The organism is Corallococcus interemptor, from assembly GCF_003668875.1.
Taxonomy (GTDB): Bacteria; Myxococcota; Myxococcia; order Myxococcales; family Myxococcaceae; genus Corallococcus; species Corallococcus interemptor.
In genome coordinates this window covers 1-21257 of record NZ_RAWM01000074.1, presented here as the reverse complement: position 1 = coordinate 21257, position 21257 = coordinate 1, and the positions used below count along the sequence as shown (strand labels likewise).

The following is a 21257-nucleotide window of genomic DNA, read 5'->3' as shown; positions in this document are numbered from 1 at the left end:
TTACCTTTTGGCGACAATCCCGGCATGACCTCCATTGGCAAGCCCGGTTCGCGCCCCACCTCGTCCCCCGTGAGCACGCAGCCGGCGAAGGCGCCCGTCGCGGCGAAGCCCAACGCGGTGAAGGCGGCCGTCGCCCAGCGGATGAAGGACGGCTTCGACGCGGGCCCCCGCGCTGGCGCCGCGTCCCGGCCGGTGCTGTCCGCGGAGATCCGCTCCCTCAAGGGCGCGGAGGGCATCGGGGCCCTCGCGGGTCAGGCCGCGGGCAAGGCGGCGGCCGGCATCGGTGAGGCGCTGGGCAAGATTGCGGGCCGCGTGGGCAGCGCCCTCGCCGGGCCGCAGGTGAGCACGAACGCGCAGGGCCGCACGGTGGTGGACCTGGGCGCGGGCAACAACACCGCGACGGTGTCGCAGAACACCGACGGTGGGCTGACCATCAAGTCCGGCAGCGACACCGTGACGCTGACGGCGGCGCAGGCCAAGGGCGCCATCATCAACGGCGGTGACGGCAACGACTCCATCACCGTGGACGCCAGCGTCACCCAGGACATCACGCTGGACGGCGGCGCGGGCGACGACAAGCTCACCGGCGGCAAGGGCAACGACACGCTCATCGGAGGCGCGGGCAACGACACCGTCATCGGTGGCGAGGGCAAGGACACGCTCCAGGGCCAGGACGGCGACGACTACCTGGAGGGCGGCGCGGGCGATGACCGCATCCTGGGCGGCGACGGACGCGACGTGCTCTACGGCCTGGACGGCAACGACTACGTGTCCGGCGGCAAGGGCCGGGACTACATCGACGGTGGCGCGGGCAATGACCGGGCCTACGGCGGCGAAGGCGACGACCAGGTCATTGGCGGGCGCGGCAACGACACGCTGAGCGGCGGCCGGGGCAACGACGCGGTGGCGGGCGGCGAGGGCCAGGACAAGGTCACGGGCGGCACGGGCACGGACAAGCTCTACGTCGAGGAGAACGAGAAGACCGCCGACGCGGCCACGGGCGAGCGCGAAATCGTGGACATGACGAACGCGGACCAGCGCGGCCGCTCGGTGACGGCGTCGGGCAGCGCGGAGTTCCAGGCGCGCGTGCAGTCGGACCTGGACGCGATGCGCTCGCTGCCTTCGGGCCAGGAGCTGCTGCGCACGCTGGATGACAGCGGCCACACCACGACCATCAAGGAGACGTCCAGCGGCAACTCCGCGGCCGCGCAGAACAAGGACGACGCCTGGTTCAACACGGACGGCACGCCGGGCGCGGGCACCAACGGCACGGTGAACTACAACACCACGCGCATCTCGCTGGGCACCGAGGACTGGCAGAACCGCCCGCCCGTCGTCGGCCTGTTCCACGAGCTGGTGCACGCGTCGGACTACGCCAACGGCACGCTGGCGCGCGGTGAGAAGAACGGCGTGAACAACCGTGAGACGTCCGCGGTGGGCCTGCCCATCGACCTGGACCAGGACCCGTCCACGCCGGACGTGGTGCAGGGCGGCCGCCCCGGAGAGAACGTCCTCCGCGACGACCTGAACCTCCCCACCCGTCCGCGCTACTAGGCCCCGAGCCTCAGGGGGCGCGCTGCTCCCGCTCGGCCTTCTGGATGAGCCCCAGCAGCGCGCGCAGGTGCGGCTCGTTCACGGGCTCCACCAGCCGGACCGAATGTCTCCGGCCGCCGTCATCCTCGATGGTGAGGGTGTAGCTGGTCCGGTCCGCGCCCGCCGTGGGGCCGCCGCCCACGGTGGCCGGCTGTTCGAAGAAGCGGGCCTCCCGCACCTCCCGCTGGAGCGCCTCCGCCGTGGCGGGAGGCACGGCCGCCAGGTCCACGGTGCGGGGCCTGGCGAGGCCCGGGAAGAAGGCGACGCCTCCCTCCCGCTTGAGCTCGATTCGCATTCCATCGACCCCAGGGCCTAGTGCTTGGGCTGTACCCGCGGCGCGGCCTGCTTCTGCACCTGCGGCGTCCAGGCCGGCTGGCCCGCGCGCTCCTTGGAGACCTTGATGCCCACCTGGCTCCAGGCGTCGCGCACGATCTGCTCCTCGTCACCGCTGCCGTACAGGCGGACGGCCGCCGTCACGGTGAGCCGGGCGAAGGAGAGGAACGTGGCGTTGGGCTTCAGCCGCGAGTCGCGCAGCGTCTCCAGCCAGATGAGGCCGGCCTTCTCCCACGCGTAGCCCTTGAGGTTCGTGGCCGCGATGCAGAAGGCCTTGTTGGGGATGCCGGAGTTGATGTGCACGCCGCCGTTGTCCTCCCACGTGTTCACGAAGTCCTTCATGATGGCCGGCTGCGGGTCCTTGCCCAGCACCGGGTCGTCGAACGCGGTGCCCGGGTCCTTCATGGAGCGCAGGGCCTTGCCCTGGACCTTGTCGGAGAGGAGCCCCGCGCCAATGAGCCAGTCGGCCTGATCCACCGTCTGGTTCAACAGGCGCTGCTTCACCAGCGAGCCGAAGACGTCCGACATGTGCTCGTTGAGCGCGCCCGCCTGGGAGAAGTAGGCCAGCGGCCCCTCATGCTCCGTCACGCCGTGCGCCAGCTCATGCCCGATGACGTCCACGGAGATGGTGAAGCGGTTGAACAGCTCACCGTCTCCGTCGCCGAAGACCATGCGCTCGCCGTCCCAGAACGCGTTGTCGTAGCCGGAGCCATAGTGGACGTGCGCGTTCAGCGGCATGCCGTTGCCGTCAATGGAGTTGCGCCCGAAGACCTCCCAGTAGAGGTCATACGTCCCGCCCAGGCCAAGATAGGCCTCGTCGGCCGCCGCGTCGCCCGTGTCATCCTGCCCCTCGGTGCGAACCACGCTGCCCGGCAGGGCCTCGGTGTTCTTCACGTCATAGATGGTGCGGAGCTTCTGGCTCTCCACGACCATGGGGCCCGGGATGAGGCGCCTGGCCGCCTGGGGCGCGCCGCTGCTCGACAGGCGGATGGCGCGCAGGGTGTTGTCGATGGCGAGCGTCCGCAGGGCCCGCGTGCGCTGTTGCGGTGAGCCGTTCTGGGCAATCTGCCGGCTGACGTACGGCGGCAGGATGCAGTGGTGGGAATGCCAGATTCGTGTGTTGCAACACATCACCCATCTCCTTCCGAAAAGGGATACAGGAAGACGATGGTGATGGCGGCGGGCGGTGCTCGGGACGCGGGACGGCAGCCCCTCCCCGGCCGCCCGGGAGCCCTTGCGGCGATGCGCGCTCAAGCCTGTTCGCGGGGTGTCACGTCCAGCTTCTCCAGCGCTTCACGCAGCCGGTCAGGCATGGCCGCGGCCTTTCGGGTCCGCCGGTCCACGAAGACGTGCACGAAGTGGCCGTGCGCCGCCGCCTGCTCCTCCCCTTCCTTGAAGATGGCGATGCCGTAGGTCACCGAGCGGTTGCCCAGCCTGTCCACCCGCAGGCCCGCGCGCAGCCGGTCCGGGTACGCGAGCGGCGCGTGATAGGCGCACTTCGACTCCACCACCAGCCCGATGACCTCCCCCGCGTGGATGTCCAGGCCGCCCTCGTGGATGAGGTAGTGGTTCGCGACGGTGTCGAAGTAGCTGTAGTAGGTGACGTTGTTGATGTGGCCGTACACGTCGTTGTCCATCCACCGCGTGGTGATGGGCAGGAAGTAGCGGTAGCGGTCAGCGGTCTCTCGGTCGGGCACGATGGGGGCCTGGGGGCTTGGGGGGTTACCAGTAGCGCAGCGCCTGGCGGAACAGCTCCGTGAGGACGGGCCGGGTCATCTCCCGGGGCGCGTTCTGGAGCAGGCGCTGCTGGGGGAAGGCACCCTCGGTGAGCGCGTCCACGTCCGCGCCGGTGTAGCCCACGCCCGAAAGGCCGTTGGGCACGCCCACCGCGCGCATCAACTGGACGACGCGGCCGGCCAGCACCTCGCCCGCGTCCCCGCCCTGCGCGCCGCGCACGTCCGCGCCCAGGAAGCCCGCGGCCTCCAGGTGGCGCTCGGGGTTCGCGGAGGCCGTGTAGCGGAACACCGCCGGCGCGTTGACGATGACGGCCAGGCCATGCGGCACCAGGGGCTCTTCCTGGGGATAGCCGGAGGGACGGAAGTCGCGCACCCGCCCCGCCACCGCGTAGGCCATGCCGTGCGGCGCGTGCACGCCCGCGTTGCCGAAGGCGATGCCCGCGAGCGTGGCGGCCCACATGAGCTGTTCACGGGCCTCCGTGTCGCCCGCGTCCTTCACGCCGCGCTCCAGGTACAGGCCCATCAACCGCAGGGCCTCACGGCAGCCCAGGTCGCTCCACGGGTTGGCGCCCTGGCTCATGGGCCGGAGGCTGGGGCGCGCGGGAGCGGGCCGGTGGACGAACGGCCGCGCCGTATAGGACTCCAGCGCGTGGGACAGCACGTCCAGCCCGCTGGCCGCGACGACCTCGCCCGGCAGGGTCGCGGTGCAGTCCGGGTCGATGAGCGCCTCGGTGGGCCGCAGCGCCGGTGACGCGATGCCTGTCTTCGCGTGCAGCGACAGCAGGTCGAAGATGGTGATGCCCGTCACCTCGCTGCCCGTCCCGGACGTGGTGGGGCACGCGATGTGGGGCTTGAGCGGGCCGGGCACCGCGCGCCCCTCCCCCACCGGCGCGTTCACGTAGGCGAGGAAGTCCGCCGGGTGCGTGGCGTACAGGTTCGCCGCCTTGCAGGTGTCGATGACCGAGCCGCCACCCAGCGACACGTAGCCATCCGGCCGGGCCCCGGAGGCGAAGCGCGCCGCCTCCAGGAAGGACTGGTCCGTGGGCTCGACGTGCACGTCCGTGAAGACGACGACGTCCAGCCCCGCGGCGAGCAGCGACTGACGCACCTTCTGGAAGTGCTCCAGCCGCGCCACGCGCGCGTCGGAGAACAGCGCCACCCGCTTCATCCCGAGCGCCCTCGCCCGGTCGCCCACCTCGGCGAGGCAGCCCGGGCCGAAGGTGATGCGGGAGGTGTCCACCGTGAAGGCGCTGTCGCAGCCTTCCTTCACGGCGGGGTAGTGACAGCAGCCCATGCGCGCTCCCTGGCGGACGTGTCCCGCCCCAATCTACAGGGCGGGAGCGGGCCGGAGCACCGCGTGAAGGGCCGGTGTCAGGGTTTGTGCAGGACCGCCGAGTCGCCCACCATCCACAGCTCCGACGCGGACGGCGCCCACACGGCGCGCAGGACGCGGCGGGTGCCGGTGGCCTCCTGGGTCCACTTGCCGTCGAAGCGCAGCAGCGTGCCGTTGTCGCCCACCGCATAGACCTCCGTGGCGGAGCGCCCCATCAGGCCGTTGAGCTGGGACGAGGTGCCGCTGAGCACGGGCAGCCAGAGCGCGCCGTTGTAGCGCAGCAGCGTGCCGTTCGCCCCCGCGGCCCAGATGTCCGTGGGCCCGCTGCCCCACACGGCCTTGAGGGCCGCGCTGGTGCCGGAGGTCATCTTGCTCCACGCGGCGCCCTCCCAGCGCAGGATGGTGCCCTCGTCGCCCACCGCGATGGCCAGCGAGGGGCCCTGCACCCAGACGGCGTTGAGGCTCACGGTGACGTCCGTGGGCTGCCGCGTCCAGGTGGTCCCGTCGAAGTGGACGGCCTGGCCCATCGCGCCCACCGCCCAGAGCTCCGTCTCGGACACGCCGTGGATGGCGTACAAGGCCTGCGAGCCCTCCGCCTTGTACTGCGGGAGGAAGCGGGTCCCGTCGAAGCGGTAGATGCTGTCGTGGAACGCGGACGTCGCCCAGACCGCCGTCGCGGAGGCCGCGTAGACGCCGGACATGTCATCGGTGGTGGAGCCGTCCAGCGGCAGCTCGTGCCAGCCGCCGCCATTCCAGTGCAGCACGCGGCCCGTATCCGCCACCACCCAGAGGTCCGACGGCCCCGTGCCATGGATGGCCTTCGCCGCCCCCAGCGTGCGCAGCGGCGCCTGGGAGGTCCACGCCTGCCCGCTCCACTTCTGCACCCGCCCGCCCCGGCCGAAGGACCACACGTTGTCCGGACCGCTGCCGGTGATGGGGCCCACGGCGTCCTCGTCCGTGTCCGTCCACTTCGTGCCGTTGTAGACGTAGCCGAAGTCCTCGCCGCCGGTCAGCACCAGCAAGGGCGACGCGGCGTACACGTAGAACAGCTGATCCGACGAGCGCAGCGACTGCTCGATGCCCGCGGGCGTGGTGCGGAACACCTGCCCGAAGTCGTCGCAGAAGAGGCAGGGGTCGTCGGACGCGACGGTCCAGACGTCGTTGGGGCCGGTGCCCGTCACCTGGTGGAAGTCGATGTCCGTCGTCACCACGTTGATGCTGGAGACCGCGGTGCCGTCATACCGGCGCAGCGTCCCGGCGTTCCCCACCATCCAGACATCCGAAGGCCCACTGGCCCACACGCTGTTGAGGTCCTTCGTCGTGGACACGTCCACGCCCTGGAAGCCGCTGCTCCCCTGGGCGCGCCGCACGGTGCCGCCCGCGCCCACGACCCAGATGTCGCTCGGGCCGGAGTCCCACACGGCCTTGAGGTCGCGCGTCGTCCCGGAGCTGACGGGAGCGAAGGCTCCGCCCGCGGTGGAGTGGAGCACGGTGCCGCCCGCGCCCACCATCCACACGTCCGTCGGGGAGAGGGCGTGCACGCCGTTCAGCGTCGTCAGCGTCCCGCTGGCCACGCGCGTCCACTTCGCTCCATCCCAGTGCTGGATGAAGCCGTCTTCACCCACGGCCCAGCCGTCATTGGGCGCGCTGAAGTGCGCCCCCTGGAAGCTGTAGCCATGGGGCAGCGGATACTCCCAGCACCAGCCCTCACTGCACTCGCGGTCCGCGACGGGGATGCCGCACATCTTCTCCACGCCGCGTCCGCCACACACCTCCGGCGCCGCGCACATCCCGCAGGAAATGGTGCCACCGCAGTTGTCCGGCTCGCTGCCGCACTCGGCTCCGGGGGTGCACGCGGTCTTGATATCGGCGCAACCACAGACGTTGTCCTGCCCGCCGCCGCCACAGGTGGAGGGCGCCGCGCAGGTGCCGCAGTCGAGCGGCTTGCCACAGCCATCCTCCACGGCGCCGCAGTTGAAGCCCTGCGACTCGCACGTCCGGGGCACGCAGTCGTCATCGTCGCCACAGCCGGCGGCGAGGGACGCCGCGAAGAGGACCACCAGCAGGCGCGAAGTCCGCACCGCACCTGCCGCGAAGGAGTTGTCACGGGACATGGGCATCTCCAGACCGGATGCGGGCGTGAAACCCGCGAAACCACGTGGGGCGTGGCTCCGGTGCGGAGGAGAGTTGCAATCGGCGGTCCGTTTGGATCGTCCGGCTGTGCAATCCTCCCACTTTCGCGCATGCGTCATGCCCGACGTGTGGCGTCAATCAATCCAACGTCGTACGAGACCTCGCGAGTGCCGCGCCGGCCACGGCGAGCACGAAAAGTCCCAGCGCGAGCAGGTCATCTCCCATGTCCGCGAGCACCTGCTCCTTGAGCAGCGCGCCCCGGACGATGCGCAGGAAGTGCGTCACGGGGATGATTTCCCCCAGCACCCGCGCCCACGGCGGCAGCCCCAGGAAGGGGAACGCGAAGCCGGAGAGGAAGATGGACGGCAGCATGTAGAACATGGACATCTGCATCGCCTGCAGCTGGCTGCGCGCCACGGTGGAGATGAGGTAGCCCAGGGACAGGTTGCCCACGATGAACAGCACGATGCCGCACGCCAGGGCCAGCCAGCCCGCGGGCGTGCGCGCCATGGGCACGGAGAACAGCCACCGCGCCATGCCCAGGACGACGACCGTCTGCACCAGCCCCACGACGACGTAGGGCGTGAGCTTTCCCACCATGATCTCCGCGGGCGTGGCGGGCGTGGACAGGAGCGTCTCCATGGTGCCGCGCTCGCGCTCGCGGGTGACGGCCATGGCGGTCATCATCACCAGCGTCATGGACAGGATGATGCCCAGCAGACCCGGCACGATGTGGATGGGCGAGCGGCTCTCCGGGTTGTAGCGCCGGTGCACCACCACCTCGAAGGCGGGCGCGGTGGACCGGGGCGGCCCCAGCCCCAGCCGTTCGTTGCGCAGCGCCTCCGTGGGCAGCACGCTCACCGCGGCGAGCGCCCCCGCCGCCGCCTGCGGGTCGGACGCGTCCGCCTCCGCCAGGATTTGCGCGCGCTCCCCCTTGAGCACCCGCCGGGTGAAGTCCGGAGGGATGGTGATGCCCAGCATCACCTGTCCCCGGCGGATGAGTTGGTCCAATTCCTCGTCGGAGCGCGGCAGGTAGCGCACGTCCACGTAGCCGGTGCGCTCCAGCGCGGCGACGACGGAGTCCGCCAGGGTGCTGGTGTCGTGCGACAGCACCGCGGCGGGCAGGTGCCGGGGGTCCATGTTGATGGCGTAGCCGAAGATGAGCAGCTGCATCACCGGCATGAGGAGGATCATCGCGTAGGTGATGCGGTCGCGCCGCAGCTGGGTGAACTCCTTGAGCAGCACGGCCAGGATGCGCGGAAGCGGGCCCGTCATGACGTGTACCGTTCGTCGCGCTCGCGACCCATGAGCTGGATGAAGACGTCCTCCAGCGACGGCGTCACCTCGCTCCACCGGTAGGGCTCCTTGCGCCAGGGGACGAGCGCGGCCTCCAGGGCCTCTCGCGTCAGCCCGCTGACGTGCACGGCGGCGCCGAACGCGGAGGCGCTGAGCACGCCGTCCGCCTGGGCCAGCAGGTGCGCCGCGCGGTCGATGCCGGGCCCCTCCCCCAGGAACGTCACCAGCCCGGAGTCTCGGATGAGCGCGTCCGCCGTGCCCCGGGCGATGAGGCGGCCATACAGGATGTAGCCGATGTCGTGGCAGCGCTCGGCTTCGTCCATGTAGTGCGTGGACACCAGCACCGTGAGGCCGTCCGCGGCGAGCGTGTGGATTTCGTCCCAGAACTCGCGGCGGGCCTTGGGGTCCACGCCCGCCGTGGGCTCGTCCAACAGCAGCAGGCGGGGCGAGTGCAGCGTGGCGGCGGCCAGGGCCAGGCGCTGCTTCCAGCCGCCGGAGAGCGCGCCCGCCAGCTGACGGCGCCGGTCGAAGAGGCCCAGCCGGTGGAGCGTGTCCTCCACCCGCTCGCGGCGCTGCTCCAGGCCGTGGACGCGCGCGACGAAGGCCAGGTTCTCCTCCAGCGTCATGTCCTCGTAGAGGGAGAACTTCTGCGTCATGTAACCCGTCTGGCGCTTGATGGCGTCGCCCCGGGCGCGGAAGTCCAGGCCCAGCACGGTGCCCTCGCCGCTGTCGGGCGTGAGCAGCCCGCACAAGAGCCGCAGCGTCGTTGTCTTGCCGGAGCCGTTGGGGCCCAGGAAGCCGGTGATGCGTCCGGTGTCCACGGCGATGGAGACGTCCCGCACCACGTGCCGGTCGCCAAAGGACTTGTTGAGCCCACGCACGTCGATGGCCCGCTCGTTCATCGGTCCGCCTCCACCGGTGCCTGCTTCACGGGGGTCACGTCGATGGGCTGGCCTGGCAGCAGGCGCGTGGGCGCGGAGGGCACCGCCTCCACCAGGAACACCAGCTTCTGCCGCGTCTCCAGGCTGTAGATGATGGGCGGCGTGTACTCCGGACGTGACGCGACGAAGTCCACGCGGGCCGTCATGCCGGTGTCGCAGCCGTCACACGCGATGGCCACGGGGGTGCCGGGTGGGAAGGACGCCACCCTGCCCTGCGGCACGTAGAAGCGAACCTTCAACTTCGCGTCCGGGATGATGCTGACGACGGGGGCGTTGGGCATGGCCCACTCGCCCTGCTGGAAGAGGACGTCCTCCACGCGGCCCGCGACGGGGGACACGGGCGAAATCTCCACGACCTGCTGCTCGGCCGCGGTGACGCCCGCGCGCCCGCTGACGAGCTGGGCTCGGACGACCTCCAGCTGCGCACCCGCCGCCGCCACGTCCGTGCGGGCCGCGTCGCGCTGGGCATGGGCGCGTGTCGCCGTCGCGCGCAGCAGGTCCAGCTGCTGGGGCGTCACGGCGCCCTCCATGGCCTTCTGGACGGCGACCAGCCGGGCCAGCTCCGCGTCCGCGCGGTCCGCCTCCGCCTGCGCGGCGACGAGCGAGGCGCGGGCGCGGGCCACGTCCGACTGGCGCGCGAGCAGCTGCGCCTCCATCTGCCCCACCTGCGCCCGGGCCTGATCCGCGCGCGCGACAAGTGACGTGGGATCCATGCGGAACAGCGGCGTGCCGGGCTCCACGCGCTGGCCGCGCACCACCGCCACGGACGCCACCATGCCGGCCACGGGAGAGGACATGTAGACGTTGTCGCTGACGACGTAGCCGGTGAAGCGCGGCGGCGGTTCCGGGGCGGGCCGGCGCAGCCACAGGATGCCGCTGACGATGACGGCGATCAGCACCGCCCCCGCGACGATGCTCCGCTTGGAGTGTTTCGACGTCCTGCCCGGTCCCGACACCCGTTCCTCCTGGCGCGGCCTCGCCGCGAATGGAGCCCCCCGGACGCGGCGTGCTCACGCTACGCCTGCCGGGCCCGGGGAGGCCGTGTCTGGCGCACGGGTCCGTCCTGGACCCGTGTGCTGACGTCACCTGGAGCACCGGACGTGCCAGCACTGAACGTCAGGGGCGCCCCCGGGGGCAGGGCCTCTCGCTGTTCGGATTTCCGGCGCCGGCGCCGGGTTCTCGAACAGGAGGGGCGGCGCGGGAGGGACCGCCCGGGGCACACGGGCTGGGGCATCCGCCTTGCTTGGGCATAGGGTAGCGCTCACGGTCCAGGAGGACGCGCCTTGCATTCCCAACCCCAGCCCACGGCCGCCGGAATCGAGCAGGTCCAGCGCGAGGCGTTCTCGCGGATGTTCCGGCAGGTGACGAAGGTGCTGTCGTTCCTGAGCCCGCTGCCGGTGGTGCTGGTGTCGCTGGGGCTCATCGGGGACACGTCCGCGTGGCGCCGGTGGTGCGTGGCGGTCGCGTTGGCGCTCGTGGCGGTGGGAGTCGGGGCCGTCACGGCGTGGCGGCGGCAGCCGGTGGTGACGCAGGAGCCCGGCAGGTGGGTGCCGCTGGTGGCGTTCCCCCTGTTCACGGTGGTGAACCTGTCGCTGGGAGGACTGGAGAGCCCGCTCATCCCGCTCGTCCTGCCCGCGAGCTTCGCCACGGCCATCCTCTTCTCGCCCGCGCGGGCCCGCAGGTGGGTGGGCTACCTGCTCGCGTTGTTGGGCGTGCAGGCGGCGGTGACCTTCACGGGTGGAGTGGACGACCTGGTGCCCGTCATCTTCGGGGGCGGCCAGCGCGCGGGGCACAGCGACGCGCTGCTCGTGACGATGCTCGTGGTGACGGCGTTCCTGATGGTGTGGGCCAACTTCATCGGCACGACGATGCGGCGCACGTTCCGGGGGATGGTGCGCACGGCGCTGGATGCGCGGGACGAAGCCTTGAAGGCGCATGAGGAACGGGTGCGCTCGCTGACCACGCTGTCGGGGGAGATTGCCCACGAGCTGAAGAACCCGCTGGCCAGCGTGAAGGGCCTGGCCGCGATGATTGCCCGCGAGGTGGAGGGACGGCCCGCGGAGCGGCTGGCCGTGCTGCGCCGGGAGGTGGACCGGATGCAGGAGATTCTCGAAGGGTTCCTCAACTTCTCCCGGCCGCTGCTCCCGCTCAACGAAGCCCAGGTGCCGCTGGAGGCGTTGTGCCGGCAGGTGGCTGAGCTGCACGAGGGCATGGCGGGAGAGCGAAACGTGAGCCTGAAGGTCACGCAAGGGCCCCCGGTGGAGGCGTGGTGTGACGCGCGCAAGGTGAGGCAGGTGTTGATCGACGTGGTGCAGAACGCGCTGGATGCCGCGCCCCGGGGCACCACGGTGGAGCTGCACGCCTGGACGGCGCCGGACGGAGGAGGTCGCGTGGAGGTGAAGGACCGGGGCCCCGGGCTGGCGGAGGAGGTGCGGGCGCGCGTCTTCGAGCCGGGCATCACCACGAAGCCCCACGGCTCCGGCCTGGGGCTGGCCCTGTCGCGAGCCCTGATGCGCCAGCACGGCGGAGAGCTGAACCTGCGCGCACGCGAGGGCGGAGGCTGTGTGGCGGAGCTGAGCCTCCCGCCCGCTCAGCAGGCGGTGGAAGCGCCGCGCAAGGAGGCCCTGTCATGAAGGCCCGCGTGCTGGTGGCGGATGACGACGCGGGCGTGCGCTACACGCTGCGTGGGTTGCTGGAGGACGACGGGCTGGAGGTCGAAGAAGCCGTGGATGGAGAGGCCGCGCTCGCGCGTCTGGACGCGGAGCCTCCCGTGGACCTGGTGCTCAGCGACCTGCGCATGCCGCGCGTGGATGGCATGGAGCTGCTGCGCCGCGTGGCCGCGCGTCCGCATGCGCCCCGCGTCATCCTCATCACCGCGCACGGCTCCGAACGCCACGCCGTGGAGGCCATGAAGCTGGGCGCGCTGGACTACTTCCGCAAACCCTTCGACGTGGACGACGTGCTGGCCGTGGTGCGCAGGGCGCTTGGCGTGGTGCGGCTGGAGGCGGAGAACGAGCGGCTGTCCGGCGAAGTGAACCTGCTGCGCTCGCTGGTCTTCGTGTCACCGGCGATGGCGCGGCTGGCCGTGCTCATCCAGCGCGTGGGCCCGCGCGACGTCACGGTGCTGATTACCGGCGAGAGCGGCACCGGCAAGGAGCGTGTCGCGGAGGCACTGGTGCGCGCCTCCCCGCGCGCGGACAAGCCCTACGTGCGCTTCAACTGCGCCGCGCTCACTCCGGAGCTCGCGGAGGCGGAGCTCTTCGGCCATGCGAGGGGCGCATTCACCGGCGCCGTACGCGCCCGGCCCGGCCTCTTCCGTGAGGCCTCTGGAGGCACGCTGCTCCTGGACGAAGTCGGAGAGCTGGCCCTGCCCCTCCAGGCGAAGCTCCTGCGCGTCTTGCAGGAGGGCGAAGTGCGGCCCGTGGGCGAGGACCGCTCCTTCCCGGTGGACGTCCGCGTCCTGGCCGCCACACACCGCGACCTGCCCCAGCGCGTGGCGGAGGGCCGCTTCCGCGAGGACCTGTATTACCGGCTCAAGGTCGTGACGCTCCAGGTGCCCCCGCTGCGAAGCCGCCCGGAGGACATCGCCGCGCTCGCGAAGCACTTCCTCGCGCGCCACACCGAGCGCTTCCGCATGCCGCCGGTGCCGCTGACGCCCGCCCTGCTGGAGCGCCTGACGGCCCACAGCTGGCCCGGCAACGTGCGCGAGCTGGAGAACGCCCTGGAGAGCGCCGTGGTGCTGTCTCCCGACGGCACGCTGGACCTGGAGCTGCTGCCCGGAGGCACCAGCACACCCGCGTCCCCGCCCACTGGCGTCACGCTGCGCGAGAAGCTGGACGCGCACGAGCGGGAGCTCATCCTCGCCGCGCTCGCGGCCTCCAAGGGTCAGCGCACGGAAGCCGCGAGGGCGCTGGGCATCGGCCGCGCCACGCTGCACGACAAGCTCCGCAAGCACGGCCTCCTGAACGAGGACGACGAAGCGGAGCACTGAAGGCTCACGGCTCCGGCGCCAGCTTCACCTCACACGTGTAGGCGGCACCGTCCCGCCCGGGTGACAGCGCATGGCAGGCCAGGACCGGCAGGGCCGGGCTGCCCGCGGGAAATGGGAAGCGGGCTTCGGACAGGTAGCAGGTGGGCGCATCGGGCCTGTACCAGCGACAGCCTCCATGGGGCAGCCGTTCCATCGGAAGCCACTCGGCCTTCCGGGTACGCCGTTCGTCACAAAGCTCCTGGGGCTCCCCCGGGTCCACACAGCGAAACCCCGACGTGAACCGGCTCTCCTTCTCGAATGCCAATCGCTTGCACCAGCGGAGCTGGATCCTCCGCTGACAGGCTCTTTGCACCGGATCCCCATCCGACGTATCCGTCAGCTCGAAGGCACGCCCCTCCTGGGAGATCCCGAGCACGGAGCCCGAGTTCATCCCCGCGTACGTGAAGAACGGCTGGCCCGCCTTCCACCGGCTCTCGGCGACCCCGTTCCAGCCCGAAGGACTCCCGGCGGGAGGCACGCCCGGAGGCACCAGCAGGCGTCCTGCCATGACATTGATTTCGCAGAGCTCACAGGTCGCGATCTCACGTTGGAGTGACACAGGCACTGGCGGCAGGACGCCCGTGCGGAGCCACTTCAACTCACTGTCATCTGGGTCCACCCGCCGGGTTCGTGAGCAGGACGTGACCTCGGTCGGGCCGTCGACGTCGGCATAGATCAACCAGGTCTGACCTGGAGGCAGGCTCAGGACGCAGTCACCACCCCTTCCGTAGGGGAGCTTCAACACGTCACCCGCCTGGATGGAGCCCTTGAAGGTCTGCAGGACATCCACGGTGGCGAAGCGTTCGGACGGGGACTTCGAGTCACGCACCCGCGCCAGATAGATGGAACCGGCCTGGTCCCGAGCCTCCTTCAACGTGCCAACGAGCCCCTTTGGGCTTTGGATGCACGAGCAGGCCCACGCCTGGACCGGCACCACCAGCCACGTCACCACCACCGCGATCCACCACGCGCTCCTGGACATCACGGGAGCGTAACGCGGCTTTCTTGAACCATGACAACGGTGACGGGCTCGTGGCTTCCCCGTAGCAAGACAAACAACGACAGGCGCCTGTCCCGCAAATTCACGCCATCAATGTAAAACCGGAGAACCCATTGACAGCCATCAAGCGTCAGATTTAGAAATATTTCAGACCTTCATCGACTCGAGCGTCTTTCTTCAGATGGTCGCGGCCGTGCCCTGAGTCCCCTCTGAGAGAGGGCTCCCGGGCAGAGCAGGAGTCGTGGTGCGGGCGGGGAGCGCGTCGTGGGCGGACGCGTGCGAGCACTGAGCCATTGAAGGAGCACCCACATGCGAAAGTCTTTCTCCCGGCGCGTCCCGTCCTGGCGGCCGATGTCTGCCTTTGTCCTGGGCTGCGCCCTGGCGCTCCCCGTGAGCGCCCTGGCGGCGCCTCCCTCCCGGGGAACCCCACCCTCCTCGCGTGCCACCGACGCGGCCCCCGCGAAGCTCGTCGTGGAGAAGGGCCTCAACGCCGGAGCCCGCGTCTCCTCGCTCGTCACCGCCGCGGGCTTCGTCTTCCACCGCACCGAGCGCCCCGTGTCCTCGCTGCGCACCGTCGCCGCTCCGGAGCCCGGCCTCCAGCTCCACGTCTGGAAGGAGCAGCAGCCGGACGGCACGCGCCGGGACTTCATGGCCTATACGCGCGGCTCGGAGCTGCTCGGCCGCGTGCGTGACACGGAATACGTGGTGCGTCTGGCGGAGGCCCCGTTCGATCCGCTCCAGGGTGGCCCCCGACTGACGGGCAACCTGCTGGCCGCGGACGCGGGCAACACGCTGCACCTGGTGCAGTTCCTGGGCACGCCCCTGCCCTCCTTCCGCGACGCCATCGAACGCGAAGGCGGCAAGGTGCTGCGCTTCCTCACCGACCACACCTTCGTCGTGGAGATGGACAAGGACGCCCACAAGCGCGTGGCGGACCTGCCCTACGTGCGCTGGGTGGGCCCGTACCATCCCGAATACCGCCTGGAACCCGCGCTGCGTGACGCGCTGGTGGGCCGCTCCGCCCGGCTGCCGGATGCGCAGCGCTACTCGCTGATGCTCGGAGAGCGCGGCGCCGCGCGCCAGGAGGCCCTGGTCCAGCGCGTGCGCGCCCTGGGCGGCACCGTGGACCTGGTGGAGCCGGGCGGCCTGCGCATCGAAGCGACGCTCACCCAGCAGCAGCTGGCCCAGGTGGTCCGCGCCAACGAGGTGCAGTTCATCGACCGCTGGGGTGGCCCCGGCGAGGTGGACATGGACATCGTCCGCGAGCTGGGCGGCGCCAATGCCTTGCAGTCCCTCAAGGGCTGGACGGGCCAGGGCGTGCGCGGGGAAATCTTCGACACCGAGCTGCGCACCACGCACCGGGAATGGTCCACCGCGCCCATCATCCACAGCACGGGCACGTCCGGCTCGCTCCACGGCACGAGCTGCTACAGCAACAACTTCGCGCAGGGCGTGGACCCGGCCGCGCGCGGCATGATTCCCAGCGGCCAGGGCATCTTCTTCCTCTACAGCGAGTCCACCCAGTTCGGCGGGGCCAAGTCCCGCTACACCATCAACCAGGAGCTCACCGACCCGGCCGGCCCGTACCGCGCCGTGTTCCAGACCTCCAGCGTGGGCAGCACCCTGACGACGTCGTACACCACCCTCTCCGCCGAGGTGGACGACTACCTCTTCAAGCACCCCATCCTCAGCACCCAGTCCCAGAGCAACGCGGGCAGCCGGCAGTCGCGTCCGCAGGCGTGGGCGAAGAACATCGTCTCCGTGGGGGCCTTCCAGCACCTCAACACCCTGTCGCGCACGGATGACCGCTGGGGCAACTCCGGCAGCATCGGGCCGGCGGCGGACGGCCGCATCAAGCCGGACCTGTCGTACTTCTACGACTCCATCCGCTCCGCGTACGGCTCCGGCGATGCCGCCTACACGGAGTTCGGCGGCACCAGCTCCGCCACGCCGCAGACGGCGGGCCACTTCGGCCTGCTGTTCCAGATGTGGCACCAGGGCGTGTGGGCCGGCCACGGACAGAAGGCGGACGTCTTCACCAGCCGCCCGCAGATGGCCACCGCCAAGGCGCTGATGATCAACCACGCGTACCGCTACAACTGGCTCGCGGGCGGCGCCAACGGGGACATCGACCGCTACAAGCAGGGCTGGGGCAACTCCGACGTGAAGCGCCTGCTGGACCGCGCCCCCGTCACCAGCATCATCGACGAGACGGACGTGGTGGGCCCCCTGGGCGTGAAGACGTACAGCGTGAAGGTCGCCACCGGCCAGACGGAGCTCAACGTCACCCTGGCCTACACGGACCCCATGGGCACCGTGGGCGCGGCCCAGGCGCGCATCAACGACCTGTCCCTGCGCGTGACGGCGCCCAACGGCACCGTCTACTGGGGCAACAACGGCCTCACCGCGGGCAACTTCTCCACCTCCGGCGGCGCGTCCAACAAGGTGGACACGGTGGAGAACGTCTTCCTCCAGAACCCGGCCGCCGGCCTGTGGAAGGTGGAGGTGCTGGGTGACGAGGTGGTGCAGGACAACCACCTGGAGACGCCCGCGGTGGACGCGGACTACGGCCTGGTCGTGAACGGCGGCGTCATCCTGGTGGGGGACGTGAACGGCAACGGCTGCATCAACGACGAGGACCTGAACCTCATCAACGCCTCCTTCGGCCAGACGGTGCCGCCCGGCAACCCCGCGTACGACCTGGATGGCAGCGGCCGCATCGACGTCTACGACCGCAACCTGGTGCTTCAGAACTACGGCAAGGGCTGCCCGTAACGCCCCGCCCGCTGCCTGCTCTCACCGCTGCAAGGCCGTCCCTTTCCCTGATTCCCAGGAGGTCGTTCCATGCGTCTTGAACTGAAGCGTCGTTCCCTGTCCCAGGCCGCCGTGGCGTTCGCGCTCGCCGGAGGCCTGTGCTCCAGCGCGGCCCTGGCGGACGAGCACGTCCTCATCCTGCTGGACCGCACGGGCAGCATGGGCGGCACGTCCGTCCCCGGCCTCACGCGCCTGCAGGTGGCCAAGGCGCGCATCGACGGCTATCTGCAGATCGTCCCCAGCGTGACGACGAAGTACGCGTTCTGGACCTTCGAGAACACCGGGCCCACCCAGGTGTTCAGCTTCGCGGACAACAAGACCCCGGCGCAGATCAGCGCCGCGGTCAACGCGGTGACCCTGGGCGGCAACACGCCGCTGGCGGGCTCCATCTGCGCCGCGGTGGACTCGCTCATCAACTACCTGCCCAACCAGCTCCACACCAAGCGCATCTACCTGGTGACGGACGGCGATGAGAACTCCACCCCCAGCCTGGACCAGTGCTACGGCGGCTTCAGCGTGGGCGTGTGGCCCAACCTGACCCCGGGCAGCTGGCAGGAGAAGGTCCGCAACAAGGCGTGCACGGGCAGCGCCGCGTCCTCGGGCCCCTGCGGCTTCTTCCCGCCCCCCTACCCGCCGGGCCTCACGCTCATCGCGGACATCGACTTCCTCTTCCAGGACTACGTCCCCCTCCAGGGCGACGCCCAGGTGCGTGAGCCGGACGACGAGGCGAAGACCGTGATGGGTCCCTACCTGGCCGGCGCCACCGCCGCGAGCGAGGTGTCCTTCTTCAGCGGCCTGTCCACGGCCACCAAGGGCCGCTACGCGTCCATCACGCAGAACACGCCGCCCGCCCAGGCCACGCCGATCCCCGGTGACGCGAACCTGGATGGCTGCGTGAACGTGACGGACCGGACGAAGGTGCTGGCCGAGTACGGCACCAAGGTCCCCTCCGGCACGGGCTCCGACTTCAACCGCAACGGCACCGTGGACACCGGTGACTACCAGACCGTGCTGAACAACTTCGGCCGCGGCTGCCCCCAGACGGTTCGCGAGTAGCCCCTTCTCGCCGTGCACGGCCGGGCGCGAGCAGCACGCGCGCCCGGCCGTTCGCGCGAGCAAGGCAACCCAAGACATGCCGTTTCCGTGAGCTCGTGCTCCCGACCGGATGGCGGCGGATGACCTGGAGGGAGCAGGGCCTTGCGCCCGGGACGGTGCGTGCATGGTGTCTTCCGCGTGGTCGACGGTCCGGGGCGTGGTGCTGGCGGTGCTCCTCGCGGCGTGCTCGGGAGACCCCCAGGAGGAACGCCCGGACGCGGGCAGCGTGGACGCGGGCAGCGTGGACGCGGGCTCCGGTGACGCCGGATTGCCGCCACCGGACGGGGGCTCGACGCCCGGCGACGCGGGGACGTGCGAGGACGACGACCCGTGCACGGTGGAGTCCCGCGACGACGCCGGCCTCTGTGTCGTGACGAAGGCGCCGGACGGCACGGCCTGTGACGACGGCGACGTGTGCACCACGCAGGACCAGTGCGTGAGCGGGGTGTGCGGGGGCTCGCCCACGACCAGCGCCCCCCAGACGTTCGGCACGGCGTGGAGCCATGGCGCCTCTCCCGCGGAGCGCTCCACGGCGCCCCTGGAGGGCCTGGCGGAGTTCGTGTCGGACGACCGCCTCGTGTTCGGAGACCGGCTGGGCGGCAGCGGCCTGTCCGTGTCGCTGGTGCGCGTGACGGAGGACGGACTGCAACGCGTGGCGCAGGCGGCCCTGGACATCCGGGTGGACCGCTTCTTCGGCGCCACGGACTGGTCCGACCGGATGCTCACCTTCTTCATCCCGCTGGGCCCGGACCGCGTCCTCGTGGCCGGCAGCCGGCAGCGGCTGGAGCTGCTGGGCCTGGAGGGCGACCGCCTGACATCGCTGGCCCGGCTGCCCCTGCACCCCAGCAGCAACAGCATCCTCGGGGGCACGGGCCGGGGCGATCACTTCTGGCTGTGCAACGGCAGCTTCGTGACGCCCTACCGCATCGACCCCGGCAACGTGCTGGTGGCGGACGACACACACAACCTGCAACTGCCTGGCACCTGCAATTCGCTGTCGCTGTCGCCGGATGGCCTCACGCTCTGGGCGGGCACGTCCCGCGGGCTGGTGCAGGTGGACGTGTCGCGGCCGGAGGCGCCGGTCGTCCAGCCCACGCTGCTGCCAAGCCTGTCCCTGTTCCAGGCGCGCTCGGACGGCACGTACGTGGTCGCGCACGAGCTGCTCCGTTACGGGCAGATGGGCCGCATCCTGGTGTACCGGCAGTCCGACCTGACCGGGACGGCGACGCCCACGCCGGTGAAGGCCTTCCTCCCCGTGGAGGACACCTCCCGCTGGGAGCGGCCGGTGGGCTTCGTCTTCCTCCAGGACTCGCTGCTGGTGGAGTGGGTCCGGCTGACCGGCCCCATGCGGGCCTACGTGGTGGAGCGGCACGCGCTCAACGCCAGCGGCGTGTCGTCCGTGGTGGCCACGCTGCCCCTGCGCGAGAGCGAAGAGGTGGGGCTGACGCTCTCCCCCTTCCAGCTCACGGGCGTGGGGCGGCACGCCGTGCTCCAGCCGTGGCGCCGCGTGGTGTCGCTGGAGGGCACGGACGCGCTGCGCTTCCGCACCGGGGTCCATCACGGCTCCTTCGAACGGGTGCAGGCCGCGGCGGACGGCTCGCTGCTGGCGGTGGGGCCCTTCGGCTCGCACCGCGTGAGCGTGGAGGATCCCCAGGCGCCCGCCGTGCTGTCAGGTGGCACGGCGCTGCCGGCGGACACGCAGCGGCTGCGCCTGGCCCCCGCGCGTCCGGGGGTGGCCACGCGTGAGCTGGTGACGCTGCCCGCGTTGGGCGCCAACGTGCACCAGGAGGCGGGCAAGGCCGTCTTGAGCTGCCTGCGCACGGGCGCGAACGGGCTGCTGGAACCGGACGGGCAGGTGCGCATCCCCAACGGGCCGGCGGTGCTGGCCTCCGCGAAGGGCCAGCTCTTCCAGGCGGCGCCCATCACCGGAGGAGGCTTCACGCTGCGGCGCTTCGCGTTGGACGCCGCCTGCACGGGCCAGGAGCTCACGCCGGCCTCCGAGGAGACCGTCACGGTGGATCCCTCCTCGCCGGAGACACGCAAGGGCTCCGCGCTCGCGGTGGACGGGACGCGCTCCGAGCTGCTGCTGGGAGAGATGCGCTACGTCTCACCGGACAAGCCCGCGCGCATCCCGCTGCTCTGGCGCTCGTGGTCGGGCGAGGGCGGGACGGCCACCGGTGAGCTCTCCGGGAGCACGGATCAATTCACGGCCATGGCGCTCGCGGGAGGCCGGGGCCTGGTCATCGAGAACGGCCGCGAGGTCTACCTGCTGGAGCGCGAGGGCACGCGCATCAACGTCCGCGCCCACGTCAACCTGGCGGAGCGGGCGTCGCCGGTGGACGTCTCACGCATCCTCGCCTTCGACGGCGTGGTGGCGTACCTGGCCATCTCCACCGTGCCGTCGGGCGTGCTGGCGCTGCGCGCGGAGGACCTCTCGGAGCTGGGCCGCTACCCGACACCGGCCCCCGTGCGCTCGGTGACCTTCGCGGGCCCGAGGCTCGTGCTGGGCATGAACGAGGCGCTGACAGTGGCCGCGCCCGTCTGCCTCGGCGCCGCGGGCCCGGCAACCTATGCGGCCTCGCTTCGTCCCGGATCCACGAACTGAGGCGCGAGCTCCTCGATGAAGCCATCAATGACGTACGGCACCGACCTGTCGCGAATGTTCCCAGCCTTCTTTGGGTGGCCAAACCCACCCGCCAGGTGTCCGACGATTTCGTGTCCCAGGTGTGACGCCAGCCCGGCTGGCGTCATGGCATCGAACGAATCGAGATAGGTGAAGATGTCGTCGGTGCCCTCGTTACGCCAACCAATGACGCGTTTGCGCTTGGTAAGCGTTCACGGGTGGTGCTCGCCTGCGGGGTCAGTGAGGCAGCGAACGGTGGGCCTCACCACGCTAGACGTGGGCGGGGGGCGGATTAGAAATACTGGGACGTGGCCACGCCCGACCCCAGAG

General features: G+C 70.9%; 15 protein-coding genes. 6 read left to right on the top strand and 9 right to left on the bottom strand.

The window, feature by feature from the left end; all coding sequences use genetic code 11:
* Window positions 1–24: 24 nt before the first annotated feature.
* Entirely contained in the window at window positions 25–1554 is a 1530-nt protein-coding gene (locus D7X96_RS24120) for a M91 family zinc metallopeptidase (RefSeq protein ID WP_121770813.1), read from the top strand.
* A gap of 10 nt (window positions 1555–1564) precedes the next feature.
* Here the strand turns inward: D7X96_RS24120 and D7X96_RS24115 are convergent, their stop codons facing one another.
* The 8 genes from D7X96_RS24115 to D7X96_RS24080 form a co-directional block, all read right to left on the bottom strand.
* Window positions 1565–1888: a protealysin inhibitor emfourin gene (locus D7X96_RS24115; protein WP_121770812.1), complete on the bottom strand. Its 324-nt coding sequence runs from the start codon at window positions 1886–1888 to the stop codon at window positions 1565–1567.
* Between the two features lie 17 nt (window positions 1889–1905).
* The gene (locus tag D7X96_RS24110) at window positions 1906–3057 is read right to left on the bottom strand and encodes a M4 family metallopeptidase (RefSeq protein WP_121770811.1); all 1152 of its coding nucleotides are present in this window, start codon (window positions 3055–3057) and stop codon (window positions 1906–1908) included.
* 119 nt (window positions 3058–3176) lie between these two features.
* Complete coding sequence (locus D7X96_RS24105; protein WP_208647367.1) at window positions 3177–3623, bottom strand: acyl-CoA thioesterase; 447 nt, start codon at window positions 3621–3623, stop codon at window positions 3177–3179.
* Between the two features lie 25 nt (window positions 3624–3648).
* Window positions 3649–4956, bottom strand: coding sequence for a hydroxyacid-oxoacid transhydrogenase (locus D7X96_RS24100; protein WP_121722390.1), 1308 nt, complete (start codon window positions 4954–4956; stop codon window positions 3649–3651).
* A gap of 77 nt (window positions 4957–5033) precedes the next feature.
* Entirely contained in the window at window positions 5034–7109 is a 2076-nt protein-coding gene (locus tag D7X96_RS24095; RefSeq protein WP_121722389.1) for a hypothetical protein, read from the bottom strand.
* Window positions 7110–7266: 157 nt separating this feature from the next.
* A complete protein-coding gene (locus D7X96_RS24090) occupies window positions 7267–8403 on the bottom strand; it encodes an ABC transporter permease (protein ID WP_120546318.1) in 1137 nt (378 codons plus the stop codon).
* Window positions 8400–9326: an ABC transporter ATP-binding protein gene (locus D7X96_RS24085; protein WP_120546317.1), complete on the bottom strand. Its 927-nt coding sequence runs from the start codon at window positions 9324–9326 to the stop codon at window positions 8400–8402. Before D7X96_RS24085 ends, D7X96_RS24090 begins: the two co-directional genes overlap by 4 nt.
* Window positions 9323–10321, bottom strand: a complete 999-nt coding sequence (locus D7X96_RS24080) for an HlyD family secretion protein (protein WP_120546316.1) — start codon at window positions 10319–10321, stop codon at window positions 9323–9325. Before D7X96_RS24080 ends, D7X96_RS24085 begins: the two co-directional genes overlap by 4 nt.
* Window positions 10322–10648: 327 nt before the next feature.
* Here D7X96_RS24080 and D7X96_RS24075 point away from each other — a divergent pair, with 327 nt between their 5' ends.
* Both D7X96_RS24075 and D7X96_RS24070 read left to right on the top strand, forming a co-directional pair.
* The gene (locus tag D7X96_RS24075) at window positions 10649–11998 is read left to right on the top strand and encodes a sensor histidine kinase (protein ID WP_121770809.1); all 1350 of its coding nucleotides are present in this window, start codon (window positions 10649–10651) and stop codon (window positions 11996–11998) included.
* Entirely contained in the window at window positions 11995–13356 is a 1362-nt protein-coding gene (locus tag D7X96_RS24070) for a sigma-54-dependent transcriptional regulator (RefSeq protein WP_121770808.1), read from the top strand. Before D7X96_RS24075 ends, D7X96_RS24070 begins: the two co-directional genes overlap by 4 nt.
* 4 nt (window positions 13357–13360) lie before the next feature.
* Here D7X96_RS24070 and D7X96_RS24065 read toward each other — a convergent pair whose 3' ends face one another.
* Window positions 13361–14377 carry a hypothetical protein gene (locus D7X96_RS24065; RefSeq protein ID WP_120546313.1) on the bottom strand — a complete coding sequence of 339 codons (1017 nt, stop codon included), beginning with the start codon at window positions 14375–14377 and terminating at the stop codon, window positions 13361–13363.
* A 369-nt stretch (window positions 14378–14746) separates the two neighbouring features.
* On the opposite strand from D7X96_RS24065, the gene D7X96_RS24060 reads away from it, so the two are divergent.
* The 3 genes from D7X96_RS24060 (at window position 14747) to D7X96_RS24050 (ending at window position 20909) form a co-directional block, all read left to right on the top strand.
* Complete coding sequence (locus tag D7X96_RS24060) at window positions 14747–17170, top strand: DUF8729 domain-containing protein (protein ID WP_244219706.1); 2424 nt, start codon at window positions 14747–14749, stop codon at window positions 17168–17170.
* Between the two features lie 69 nt (window positions 17171–17239).
* A complete protein-coding gene (locus D7X96_RS24055; protein ID WP_120546311.1) occupies window positions 17240–18265 on the top strand; it encodes a VWA domain-containing protein in 1026 nt (341 codons plus the stop codon).
* Window positions 18266–18428: 163 nt separating this feature from the next.
* Entirely contained in the window at window positions 18429–20909 is a 2481-nt protein-coding gene (locus D7X96_RS24050; RefSeq protein WP_121770806.1) for a hypothetical protein, read from the top strand.
* Window positions 20910–21257: the final 348 nt, after the last annotated feature.

What these genes read in the sequence shown, in the direction of transcription:
- D7X96_RS24120 (WP_121770813.1), top strand. Translation starts at nt 25, where the DNA reads ATGACCTCCATTGGCAAGCCCGGTTCGCGCCCCACCTCGTCCCCCGTG.
- D7X96_RS24115 (WP_121770812.1), bottom strand. Translation starts at nt 1,888, where the DNA reads ATGCGAATCGAGCTCAAGCGGGAGGGAGGCGTCGCCTTCTTCCCGGGC.
- D7X96_RS24110 (WP_121770811.1), bottom strand. Translation starts at nt 3,057, where the DNA reads ATGTGTTGCAACACACGAATCTGGCATTCCCACCACTGCATCCTGCCG.
- D7X96_RS24100 (WP_121722390.1), bottom strand. Translation starts at nt 4,956, where the DNA reads ATGGGCTGCTGTCACTACCCCGCCGTGAAGGAAGGCTGCGACAGCGCC.
- D7X96_RS24095 (WP_121722389.1), bottom strand. Translation starts at nt 7,109, where the DNA reads ATGTCCCGTGACAACTCCTTCGCGGCAGGTGCGGTGCGGACTTCGCGC.
- D7X96_RS24090 (WP_120546318.1), bottom strand. Translation starts at nt 8,403, where the DNA reads ATGACGGGCCCGCTTCCGCGCATCCTGGCCGTGCTGCTCAAGGAGTTC.
- D7X96_RS24085 (WP_120546317.1), bottom strand. Translation starts at nt 9,326, where the DNA reads ATGAACGAGCGGGCCATCGACGTGCGTGGGCTCAACAAGTCCTTTGGC.
- D7X96_RS24070 (WP_121770808.1), top strand. Translation starts at nt 11,995, where the DNA reads ATGAAGGCCCGCGTGCTGGTGGCGGATGACGACGCGGGCGTGCGCTAC.
- D7X96_RS24065 (WP_120546313.1), bottom strand. Translation starts at nt 14,377, where the DNA reads ATGTCCAGGAGCGCGTGGTGGATCGCGGTGGTGGTGACGTGGCTGGTG.
- D7X96_RS24060 (WP_244219706.1), top strand. Translation starts at nt 14,747, where the DNA reads ATGTCTGCCTTTGTCCTGGGCTGCGCCCTGGCGCTCCCCGTGAGCGCC.
- D7X96_RS24055 (WP_120546311.1), top strand. Translation starts at nt 17,240, where the DNA reads ATGCGTCTTGAACTGAAGCGTCGTTCCCTGTCCCAGGCCGCCGTGGCG.
- D7X96_RS24050 (WP_121770806.1), top strand. Translation starts at nt 18,429, where the DNA reads ATGGTGTCTTCCGCGTGGTCGACGGTCCGGGGCGTGGTGCTGGCGGTG.